Origin of the sequence: uncultured Algoriphagus sp., from assembly GCF_963974365.1 — a bacterium.
In the GTDB taxonomy this organism is placed as follows: Bacteria; Bacteroidota; Bacteroidia; order Cytophagales; family Cyclobacteriaceae; genus Algoriphagus.
The window spans coordinates 196,138-207,909 of sequence record NZ_CAXBBX010000002.1 but is presented as its reverse complement, the minus strand read 5'-3'; the positions used below and the strand labels follow the sequence as shown (position 1 = coordinate 207,909).

Below are 11,772 nucleotides of genomic sequence, written 5' to 3'. Positions count from 1 at the left end.
CTTTACTATTTACTTGATACTAATTTATTAATATAGGATTATAAAAACTAACTGTATGAAACCTATTATTTACTGTTTTATGACAATTAATTAAGTTGATAAATCATAATTTGGCTCGAATATTTCGTCAAGTTAATATTGGAATACTTCCAAATAGAGATGAAAATCAATAAGTTTAAATGGGGGAAATTGAACAAAAGTGTTCGAACTAGATAGCAGTATTAGCTATCACACATGGAGATGAGAGATGATTTCACTTTTCTAGAAAGTGCATAAAAATTACCTTGGGTCTATCTCCTTAAATTTTACTGATTTTTCAATATTAATAATCTATTTTAAAGTAGGTATTTAATAATAGTAACATAAATTGAATTATTTTGTTACGAATATTTATCAAAAGACACCAGTAGTAATCTGGCTTTAGTTGAGAAAATTAATATTTTTTTTTAAAATAATAAATTATTCATTTCAGTTTCTTTAAAGCTATATACTTTTTAACTGTAAAAGTTATAAATTTATAGCTGGCCAACCTTCTTCATCCCAAACTATTTCTTTAATAACCAGTTTGGATTTTCCGTTGTCTTCTTTATCATATCCATGAGCTACAAACAGTGTTTTGCCATCGTAATCATACACTGAGCAGTGACCAATACCTGCATATTTACCCGTTTCTCCTGCGATTAATTCACCACCACCTGCATACATAGGTTTTTCTTCCTTGTCTAAATAGGGACCACGGATATCCTTGGATCTACCAACGATTGTTTTATAGGTGCTATTCAGGCCTTTGCAGCAATAGTCTATGGAAGCAAAAAGATAAAAATATTCTCCTCTCTGATAAATATAGGGAGCTTCGATTGCTCCATTTCCTCCATTATCGTCAGGTCTTCCAAAGGTGCGCTCTTGCTGAGCAATACCGTACCACTCTTGAGGTTCTGCTAATGATTTCATGTCCGGCGCAAGTTTCACTAACTTCAATCCTCCCCAAAATGAACCGAAGGATAACCATCCCGTAGTTTTCTCCGATTCATCCTCTACAAAAATCACATTAGCGTCGATGGCGTTCCAAAAGTCTCTACCAGGTATTGACTGCACTATCATTCCATGATCTTCCCATTTGTAGTCGGCGCTTTGTTGGTCCAAAGTCTTATTGGACATTACTCCAATTGCTGAAGTGTTTTTTCCGAAGGCAGAAGGTGAATAATATAAGTAATAGAGGCCATCATAAAATTGAATATCTGGAGCCCAGAAACCTCCCCTATATCCGGGAACAATATCGTCTGTCACCCATTCCAAATTTCTTGGAAGAGGTTCAATTCTTGTCCAATTTTCTAAATCACTACTTTTTGCCACTCCACCGTGAGTCATAAATAGGTAGTAGATACTATCCTGTTTCATCATCACGGGATCGTGTACAATTAATCCTTTACTATCATCTTGGACACGTTGAGCCAATAGTCCAGTGGCAGAAAGCAAGTAGACAAATAAAAAGAAAGATAGGTAAAGAACTAATTTTGGATAGCTCCGAAAACTTTGAATTAGTCTATAGTTTACTTGAATAGAATTAGTCATTTGGGTAGTAGGGTTAAGAAGATTAAATAGAGCAAGTAACTATTTCAATCAGTAGAAAATCAATAAATAGGAAATGTGGTTTTCAAAGTCGTGAATTAAAGAATAACAGAAGAAAATTTTTTTATATCTATTTGATTATTATTTACTTAAGTATTGTCTCTTAGAATTTGTTTAAATCACATTGTCACGGCTTCAGATAGTTGCCAAAAAACTTCTCGATAGCTGGATCAGTCACTTCGAGTTGGCTAGAATATGCCACATCATGACCACCTGCTACCTCTAGGTATTCTATATCCGCACCTGCGTCCTTCATCTTGGTTACAAAATCTCGCGTGAGCACAGGTTTTACGACCGGATCTTCCGTGCCCTGAATTAAAAGCATAGGAGGATGGTCAGCTGAAATATAGCCTATTGGCCACCAGATTGGTCTGGACATTGGAGTTTCACGACCCAATTCTGTTGGTGGCGAACCTGCAGCTACCACATTTACATGACTTGAATATTCTTGATAACTTCCATCACCTTCTAATCCATCCTTCTCTGAAGTCATGCCTAGCATTAAAGCTAGGTGTGCTCCGGCCGAATGACCATAAGCTCCGATTCTTTCAGGATCTACACGTAATTCTTCAGCGTGTGCACGTAGCCAGCGAACAGCATTTTTTACATCTTCGATACAGGCTGGGAAGCCCGCTTCTCCTGTTAATCTATATTCTACGTTGATCGTAACATATCCTTTCTCGGCAAAATCAACCATCATTTTTTGGTATACATCCACAGACTTAGAGCCCATTGACCATCCACCTCCATGTACTATCACAAGGGCGGGACGTAAGTCGGACCCGAGATCATTGGGAGTGGCTAGATCAAGTTTCCAAGCATTACTTTCACCTTCACGATAAACAATATCTTTTGTAATAGATATAGCTCCGTACTCAAAAGTTACACTAGGATCTTTTTTAGGACCTTGCGCTATTGTAGCTATAGAAAATAATAGCACTAGCAGCAGAGTTAATTGCAGGTACTTTTTGAACATGATTATTTTGGGGTTAGTCAATTCAGGGTTTATTATGTATAAGACGATACCTTACAGTACACATTTTATTCTAAAATATGCATTGTTGGTAACTTCCTAACAAAACAAATAGTGGGATTTTTTTGGCTGTAACTTTTAGCCCCTATTAAAATAAATAAGGTGCACAGAAAGAAATTATTACAACTGGTTGAAAAGGGGTAGTAGAACAATCTACTACCTCTTAATATACTTGAACCCAATCTCAAACTATTTAAAATTTACTTTTAATATAGTCTGTTTACTTAATAAATTTTTTGGCCAGATTGGCCATTTTTTCAGCTATCGTTAAAGTTTCTATTAATCTCTATTTGGAATTAAAAAATTCAGATTTCCAAACTGAATTAATAAAGATTTTTCTCGAAATTATTTATACTTTTTTTGACAATAGAAATCGGAGTAGATTTATTACTCTATCCTTTTTAAATCCAAAATTAGCAACTCATACTCCAAGTTCTACAATTCACTAAAACTACATCAAAATCAAGTCAGCCTAATTTGACTAAAAATTGAAAAGTTTTCCTTTTCCTATTAATTACATAGTCTGAAGGTTTGAATTGATATTATTGAACTAATCACAACAAGTTCGATTCCCGCTCTGAGATTCAGAATAGAAAGTGTATTTCTCAATTTTTCTCTGCTTCGAATGACTCCTCATTAATTACTTTACTAATGTCATTTTTTAAATATTGAATTTCTTCCTGTTTTGATGTAAAAAGTGACTGAATTATGCTAATTATTACTTGCATAGCTCCTGAATTGTATTGTAAATCAGATATTAATCAAGAAAAAGGCATTTCGAAAATCTGCAATTACTTTAAAATAGGGTTTTAGTTTGTTGGGTGTTCTAGGAGATTCCTACTGCTATTTATTTGCAAAGCCATTAGTCATACTAGTGGAAATGTCCTTATTTTTTTAGCAAAAACTACAACTGAAATTTTGTAATTTGATAAAAATTAGGTGTGGGCTCAGTTGGAAAATCCGAGAATGGAATGGCACTTCTTCATTGCTTTTACATTATAAAAACGCCGAAAGCTTCTACTTTTCTACTTTTGGCACTCATATGCTTTTGCTTTGCTGCATCTGCACAAACAGCAAATCAAAAGGATTCAATTCAGGTTTTTAAGCTTCTTGAACAAGCAGAATTGAAATTTGTAGACGGGAATTTTACTGAAGTGCTGAGAATATGTGAGGAGGCGATTGATTATGCAAACAACCATGGAAATGATTTTGGGTTGGCTTATGCTTATATTAAACAGTCAGAGGCTTTCATAGAATTAGATGACTTGAATTTAGCTCAAAAGGCTGTTTCAGACTTATCCCCACTGATTTCAAAGCTGGGAGATCCGCTGATTGAGGCGATTTACAACTTACTTCAGGCGCAAATTCTTCTTTACCGTAACCAGATCAAGGAGTCCTTTCCATATTTCGAAAAAGCCATTTCAGGACACTTTGAAAATAACCTATCTTCTTATGCTGCACTTGCCTACAATGACTATGGCTATGCTTTAGGCGTGGATGGTCAGACTGATTTACAGGTTACAAATCTGGTGAGATCTCTAGAAATTCTCGAAGCTGTTAGCCCGGATAATGCCGCTGAATTGGCAGTGACACTCAATAATATTTCAATTGCATACTATGGAATGGGCAAGTTGGATAAAGCCATAGAATTTGCCCTACGCTCCATAGAATACAGAAAAGAAGCTGGAGACATCAGCAGGATGGCTTTGGGATATTGTAATCTCAGTCAGTTTTACCGTGGGAAGGATCAGGCAGAAGTCGAAAAGTACCTCAAACTATGCGAGAAATATGCTGAACAGTCGGAAGATGAAGCCAGGATGACTCAGGTTTATGTGACTTCAGCCTTGCTTTTCAGCGACAAAGGAGACCGGGAAAATGCGATGGCTTACGAAGAAAAGGCTGTTGCACTTCTTCTTAAAAATAATCAGGACCCTTCGATGTTGGCTAGAAGGTATCTATCGCTTGGAATGCATGCAGTTGCTTTGGATAAGGATTCTTTGGAAATCATGCAGTACTTTAATAAATCGCTTCAGCTAACTTCTGTTGATCATAATAAACTGAATTTCAGAGATCTGTATGAGCAACTCGCTTATTTTTATAGAAGCAAAAATGACTTCCGCAAAGCCTTTGATTTTTATAATCTCCATATTCTTTACAGAGATAGCATTATCAATGAAAAGACGATTCGAAACATAGCTGAGCTCGAAACAAAATACGAAGCTGAAAAGAAGGATAATGAAATTCTGAGATTGAGTAATTCGGAACAGTTAAAGGCGCTAGAAATACAAAGACAAGAGGCCATACTAGCTAGAAATTTTCTTGAGGCTGAGCAAAAGGAAAAGGAAATCACTGTGCTTACACAAGAGCAGGAGCTCAATGAACTTAGGATTCTTCAGCAAAATGAAAAACTGATCAAACAGGATCTGGTAGCCAAAACCAAGGAGCAGCAGCTGAATTTGGCTGCGACCGAGAAATTGCTTCAGGATAGGCAGCTAAGTGATAGTAAGAAATTCAGGAATATCAGTTACCTGGTATTTGCTTTACTATCTGTGCTGGTATATTTTCTCTTTGCCAGGTACCAACTTAAAAGGAAAATTGAGGAGCAAGAAGCTATGTTGGCAATCAGAGGCAATATTGCCAAAGATCTCCACGATGAGATCGGTTCCACGCTGACTAGTATCAAAATCCTGTCTGAGGTTTCCACTAGGCAAATCGCAGATGCTCAGACCAACATTTCTCCCTATCTCAGCAAAATCACCGAGCAATCTGCGGAGGCGCAACAAGGAATCAGTGATATAGTTTGGGCTGTAAATCCTGAAAATGATAAACTGGGAAATCTGGTGGTGAGGATGCGGGAATACCTTGCACAAACGCTGGAGCCTAAAAATATCCATATTGAAATGAAAATTGATGAACAGCTTCTGAACAGGCATATAGCGATGAGTAGAAGAAGGGATTTTCTGCTCATGTTTAAAGAAGTGATCAATAACATCGCAAAACATTCTCAAGCTGATCATGTCATTATCCGACTCGAGCAGCATCAGCAGCTTTTAAAACTCTTTATTTCAGACAATGGAAATGGCTTTGATACCACTATTAAATCTTCTTCAAATGGTCTTAAAAACTTGCTTTCCAGAGCCAAATCAATCAACGGAACCTTTGAGATCAACAGTATTCTAGGACAAGGAACGAACATTGATATTGGCTTTCCTGCTACATAATTATGTAGTAATAAATGAGTTATTTGTTTTTTACTTTTGAAAATGAATGCAAAAGTCCTGATTTACGATGACAATGAAATGCTGAGAACTAGTATTGAATTGCTAGTGGATGCCGAGCCCGATATGGATTTGGTAGCTGCTCTTCCCAATGCTGAAACAGTGGAAAAAGATATTGAGCTGTGGCGACCGGATGTGATTCTGATGGACATTGATATGCCTGAGGTAAATGGCGTCCAAGCGGTAGAGCGGATCCGCCTTATCAATGAAGACCTTCCGGTGATAATGCTGACCGTATTTGATGATAATGAAAATATTTTCAATGCCATCTACTCAGGAGCATCCGGATATATTTTGAAGAGACATCTGAGCGAAGAAATAGCAGATGCAATCCGTATGGTGCAAAAAGGAGGTGCTCCTATGACAGGTTCAGTTGCGAGAAAAGTGCTCAAGATGCTTCCCAAAGCTAAATCTGAAGAGCAAGAGCAATTCAATCTCACCGAAAGAGAAACCAGAATATTGGAGCTCCTGGTAAATGGCTTCAGTTATAAAATGATTGCTGCCGAAATTTTTATAAGCATAGATACGGTGCGTTTTCATATCAAAAAAATCTACGAAAAGTTGCATGTACACTCCGCAACTGAGGCTGTTTCAAAGGCCATTAAAAACCGTTTAGTGGGTTAATTTTTCAGATAACTGATTGTTTTCAAGTGGATTACTACATGTTTATGTAGTTGATTTAGGATGTGTATGGCTCTAATTTTATTCAAAAAACAGGAGCCATGAAACAGCTATTTTTAATTCTTGCAGCTTTTACAATCAATCTATCTGCTATTGCACAAAGTCTTCCGACTAAAACAAAGCAAAAGACTGAGCAGAAGGTGAATCAGCGAGCTGATCAAAAAATCGACCAGGGCATTGATGCAGCCTTGAATAAAACTGAAGAGAGCATAAAAAATCTATTCAAGAAAAAGTCAAAAGATGGAGAGAGCGGTTCTGATTCTTTGGCACAGGATAAGAATGCTCCAAAAGTAAATTCCGGTAAGAATGTTAGTCAGACATCCGATTTTATCCCGGGAGTTGAGGTGATTTTTAGCGATGATTTTTCGCAGGATGCAATCGGTGATTTCCCTGCCCAATGGAATACCACTGGCAGTGGCTCAGTGGTGGAGATTGATGGAAACAATTGGTTTCAAATCGCCCATAATAGCATAGTAAATCCAGTTATGGATGATGTTCTACCAGAAAATAGCACCATACAATTTGACTTGCTTTTGGTGAAAGACGGAAGAAATTCTACGCCTTTTATCCAATTCGGTCTGACGAAAGTGAGGGATATAATCCGGGAAGACCTCAATTATAATGATAAGTTTTTCTTTAATATCCATAGGTATACCGAATCAGACGGAAAGACAATCGAGTATGGGCTTCAAGGTGATATCATCGGAAATAAGAGCGATTTTCCGCTCACTTCTTATGTGAATGAGGTGCTTCATGTAGACATGGCGGTGAACAAAACTAGAGTTCGTGTTTACTTGGATGGTCAGAAATTGATTGACCTTCCAAGAGTTCTAACTCCCGATTTGCTGAACAACTTCTTTTTCAACAATAACTACGTCATTCCAGCTACTCAAACTCCCATGTACATTGGGAATGTTCGGATTGCCTCAGCAGAAACAGATGCCAGAAGCTTACTTATCAAGCAGTTGATGGAGGAAGGAAATGCTTCTACTTCCGAAATTCGTTTTGCAGTAAATAGTGACGTAATAGAACCTGCTTCTTTTGCGATCATTGATCAGGTGGGAAAAGCCTTGGTCAGCAATCCAAATGTCAACCTGAAAATCACAGGGCATACAGACAGCGATGGAGAAGATGCTGACAACTTGGCTTTATCGATAAATAGAGCCAATTCTGTCAAAACCTACTTGATCACTAAACACGGGATTTCAGGAAGTCGACTTTCCATAGATGGAAAAGGGGAATCATCTCCTGTTCAAGCCAACACTACTGCCCAAGGAAAAGCAGCTAACCGTAGAGTTGAATTCACTAAAAACTAGGTTGATGAAAAAGCTGGGATTCATCATACTACTGGTTTTGGTAAGTCTGTCAGGATTTGCGCAAAAGTCAGATAAAGAAAGAGCATTGGAAGCGTTAATTGATTCTGGAATGATTCGGAAAGACGGCAGAAACCTGATTGTTCGAGTGCCAAGCTATGCCGATACTGCTCGCTACAAGTTGATGTACTCTGGATTGATTACGGATCCGAATGTGAGATTGAGATTCGAAACCTCATCGAGCGTGGCTGTTCCTACTCAACCCAGTAATCCTATCTCTGGAACAGGTTTAAATACCACAGGTCAATCCATTGTGCAACCAAACGAATTGAGCCAGTTTGAGCCAGGAACGGGATCTGTTGGGATGTCCAAAATGAAAATCTTTGGCTATGTTGGCACCATCAACCCAAGCGGTTCTCAGCAATTTTCGGAGCATACTTGGACAGTTCCTGAAGGAGTAACTTCTATCCGAATGGAAGGCTGGAGTGCAGGAGCTGATGGATTTGGAGCAAGCTATGGTAGTGGCGGAGGCGGTGGAGCTGGAGGCTATTTCATGTCTGTTATTGATGTTACACAGGGATATGTTTTTAGAATAAGGGTACCAGCGAGTGGAAAAGATTTATATCCTCTGGTAATTCAGTCAGAGGCAGGTTCAATCACGCTTATAAGTGGCAAGTTTCCTCAAAAAATGGAGGGTGGAATTGAGCGATTTGATGCTAGAGGAGGTTACTTAGATCAAAGTACAGGCAATTTTTCGGGAAATACATTAAGTATTCGAGGTGAAGACGGCGAGAAATCCCTAGCTATTCCTATTGAGCGAATAGGTTCTACTGAGGTTTACAAATTCTATAACAATGGTAGCAAAGGTGGAAATGCACCTCGTGGAGGAGCTGGAGGTAGTGGGGCTATCCATATCAGCTTACGTGAGATGGATGTGACTGCCAAGGACGGGAATTATCCTGGTGGAGGCGGAGGAGGAGGGTTGGAAATGACCGGAATCGCCACACTGAAAAGCGCAAGAGGAGCATCAGGACTTCTGATTATTTATTACTAGCCGATGAAAAAGCTACTTTTCACGTTATGTCTTTTTCAGGTATTTTCAATCTTGAGGGCTCAGGATGAGGAACTACCGGATAGTCTAGCCTTTTTGGATTCTCCGCATCGACCATTTTTGCTCTCGATTCTTCAGGCTCCGGTATTGGAAGGTATGTCTGAACCTCGCAGGATTTTGCCAAATGACCATGTGCTTTGTTACGACAAAATCATCTCTTTTAAAACCAATTCTACTGCTCTTCAGGCTTCGGGATGCTTGTTTATTGATACTGAAGGAGGTTTCATGTCTTACATCCCTCCCAAGAGGGATCATTCTCCGGTATGTCTGATTAAGACGGAGGATGATAATTTCAATCTGACCGTGATGGGATTAAGTGGAAATGTGTTTAACTATTTCAATTATAGAAAGGATAACACCTTGCAGCATGGAGTCTCCACGGGGAATTCTGAGACTTTTCAATACGCTTATAATATGAGCCCCGAAGTGGTTACTCTCAGAATCTCGGGTGAGACCAAGGAATATCTGGAGGGAAAGGTCAAAGCATATGTTTATAAATCTGATACAGGAGACGAAAAGTGGTATCTCTTTGGAAAAGAATTTCCTGAGAAAGTAAGCTTTGCTCCCAAAAAGTACCTCGGCAATTTCGCAGTTGGCTATCAACAAGCGGAAGAAGGCCTTTTCCTAATAATGGAGGTCTCCGGATCCTCCTACAATTCCCAGATCACAGCTATAACAAGCGAGCAAGTTTGCTTTGACAGCCGTCCTTTCAATTCAATGGAAGAGGAGTTTTTTGCACATGTCACCGAAAGTATAGCCAATAAGAAAGAGAAATTGGATGAAAAATCTGAGGCAGTTAGAACTGAAGACTATTGTGGAACCTTGAAACAAAGGAATATCCAATTTAAACAGGACATGCTTACTAGACAAGAGGAAAAGCTGCAGCATGCCAGACAAGGTAATATACAGCAAAACACAAATGCCCAAAAAGCTATTACACAGGCGATGTTCAACTACGAGGAAATGATTCAGCAGGAGATTTACGATACGGAATTAAGCATTTGCAAGCAACAGGAGATGCTTAGCAGACCTGCCAATGCAAAGAGCCCAGGAACTGTGCAGGAGATTAGGGAAAAGATTAATTGCCTCGAGCAGCAAATGGCTTATCAGGAGCAAACCAAAAGAGAAATTGAAAAACTCAATACCCAGATTCCAAATGATCCTCTTTTATCTCAAAAAAAAGGAAAACTGGTGATGGAAACGATGACCAAAAGATGTAAATAAACAATCACCTTACTGCTATACTCATGAAACGACTCAGCTATTTCGTATTGATTGTCATTGCTTTAGCTTGCGGAAGCAAAAGCTTGGATGCCTCCAGTTCAGAAGAAAGTTTACTGGAGAAGCCCATAAAAGTTACTAAGGAAGTGAACACCTGTACAGCTATGGCCTTTTTTCAGAAAGGGGCAGAAATCCTAGCCAAGACTTACAACAAGGCAGGTGTGGAAGTCTCCAGTCAACTCACCAAGGTGTTGGAAGTGAGTGAACAAGATGGTTTCACAGTTGCGAAAGTTGAAGGTGTCAATACAGATTTGATGTCCAAAAAGGAGACAAATGTGACTTTTAGCTATAAGTGCAATGGCAAATCAGTCTTTTTTGACATTGCTTCTATGTACAGAACGGAGGCCAAAAACAAGGATTCTTCCTTTCAATCAGGTGAATTTGAGTTTCCATTGGAAGTAAAAGTGGGAGAGACCTTGCCGGATATCAGTAGCAGCATGGAATCTGAACAAGGCGGGATGAAAATGTCCATGACTTTCACTATTTCCAATAGACAAGTAGAAGCAGAAGAATCGATCACCACTGAAGCTGGTACCTGGAAATGCTTCAAGATCAGTAATGAAATAAACGTAGCAATGGATGTGCCGGGGATGGATGCAAAAATGAAGGAGATGATGGCTAGCATGCAATCAGAAAACATTATGACTGCTACTACTTGGTTTACCCCAGAATTGGGAGTGTTGAAAACGGAGGTCTACAGGAACGGGGAATTGGAATCTACAAACCGGATAATAAGTATTAGTAAGTAAATCACTTTGTCAGATTCTTCATCTGCTCCGGATTTTCTATTATAACTTCATTGTATTCTAAGGTCCAGCCTAAGGATTTTGTTAAAATAAAGATATTGAGTAGCTCACTCATCAAGCGTTCGTTTGCGTCCTTTTTGAGGTCAGAAGCTTCGATTTTGGTTCTAAATTGATCCGTAATGCTGGTTTTGATCTTATTGTAATCATCTGCTTCAAACTGATTCAAGTAATCCTGAGTCACATCGTAATACTCGAATTCAGGATAGATGTTTACCACAGGTTCAGGGATTTTGGTGATAGTTACCTTCTTTGAATCTGAGTCAACATTAGTCTCCAGTTTGCGCAAATCATATTCTACGGTTGCTTTTGCTTTGGCGATGATGAGCGCTTTTTTGTCCGCGCTGACAAGGCTGAGAAATAGCTTTTGTGAGTTTTTATAGGAGTAAACTTGGGAGTAATAGCCTTCAGTGACGATCAGTTTACCCACATTTTGAATTTGCTGTTGAATCAATGCCGAATTGGCATTCAGTTCTTCTTGGTTATCTTTTTTATCTGAAAAAAACCAAAAGCCTCCCATGATCAGAAGAGCTGCGAGGAAACCTAGGAAAAATTTATTCATAAATAGAAATTGAAATACTAACCAAAGCTAAGGTAAACTACGAAAAATGCTTTGGCAGAGATATAAATCCTCCAAAATGAG

General features: G+C 38.7%; 9 protein-coding genes. 6 read left to right on the top strand and 3 right to left on the bottom strand.

The genetic code is table 11. The features are described from left to right. Positions 1 to 507: 507 nt before the first annotated feature. Both AACZ87_RS03410 and AACZ87_RS03405 read right to left on the bottom strand, forming a co-directional pair. On the bottom strand, positions 508 to 1,572 hold the full coding sequence (locus AACZ87_RS03410; protein WP_339864861.1) for an arabinan endo-1,5-alpha-L-arabinosidase: 1,065 nt from the start codon (positions 1,570 to 1,572) through the stop codon (positions 508 to 510). 184 nt (positions 1,573 to 1,756) lie between these two features. Further along, positions 1,757 to 2,605 carry an alpha/beta hydrolase gene (locus AACZ87_RS03405; RefSeq protein WP_339864859.1) on the bottom strand — a complete coding sequence of 283 codons (849 nt, stop codon included), beginning with the start codon at positions 2,603 to 2,605 and terminating at the stop codon, positions 1,757 to 1,759. A 1,028-nt stretch (positions 2,606 to 3,633) separates the two neighbouring features. Here AACZ87_RS03405 and AACZ87_RS03400 point away from each other — a divergent pair. From AACZ87_RS03400 to AACZ87_RS03375, 6 genes are all read left to right on the top strand, one after another. Then, a complete protein-coding gene (locus AACZ87_RS03400) occupies positions 3,634 to 5,883 on the top strand; it encodes a histidine kinase (RefSeq protein ID WP_339864857.1) in 2,250 nt (749 codons plus the stop codon). A gap of 42 nt (positions 5,884 to 5,925) precedes the next feature. Beyond that, on the top strand, positions 5,926 to 6,564 hold the full coding sequence (locus AACZ87_RS03395) for a response regulator transcription factor (protein ID WP_339864855.1): 639 nt from the start codon (positions 5,926 to 5,928) through the stop codon (positions 6,562 to 6,564). 98 nt (positions 6,565 to 6,662) lie between these two features. Beyond that, the gene (locus tag AACZ87_RS03390) at positions 6,663 to 7,937 is read left to right on the top strand and encodes an OmpA family protein (protein WP_339864853.1); all 1,275 of its coding nucleotides are present in this window, start codon (positions 6,663 to 6,665) and stop codon (positions 7,935 to 7,937) included. Positions 7,938 to 7,941: 4 nt separating this feature from the next. Further along, entirely contained in the window at positions 7,942 to 8,988 is a 1,047-nt protein-coding gene (locus AACZ87_RS03385) for a hypothetical protein (RefSeq protein WP_339864851.1), read from the top strand. A 3-nt stretch (positions 8,989 to 8,991) separates the two neighbouring features. Beyond that, entirely contained in the window at positions 8,992 to 10,269 is a 1,278-nt protein-coding gene (locus tag AACZ87_RS03380; protein WP_339864849.1) for a hypothetical protein, read from the top strand. Between the two features lie 23 nt (positions 10,270 to 10,292). Beyond that, positions 10,293 to 11,075 carry a hypothetical protein gene (locus AACZ87_RS03375; protein WP_339864847.1) on the top strand — a complete coding sequence of 261 codons (783 nt, stop codon included), beginning with the start codon at positions 10,293 to 10,295 and terminating at the stop codon, positions 11,073 to 11,075. 1 nt (position 11,076) lies between these two features. Here AACZ87_RS03375 and AACZ87_RS03370 read toward each other — a convergent pair whose 3' ends face one another. Continuing rightward, positions 11,077 to 11,691: a DUF4230 domain-containing protein gene (locus AACZ87_RS03370; RefSeq protein ID WP_339864845.1), complete on the bottom strand. Its 615-nt coding sequence runs from the start codon at positions 11,689 to 11,691 to the stop codon at positions 11,077 to 11,079. Between the last annotated feature and the right edge of the window lie 81 nt (positions 11,692 to 11,772).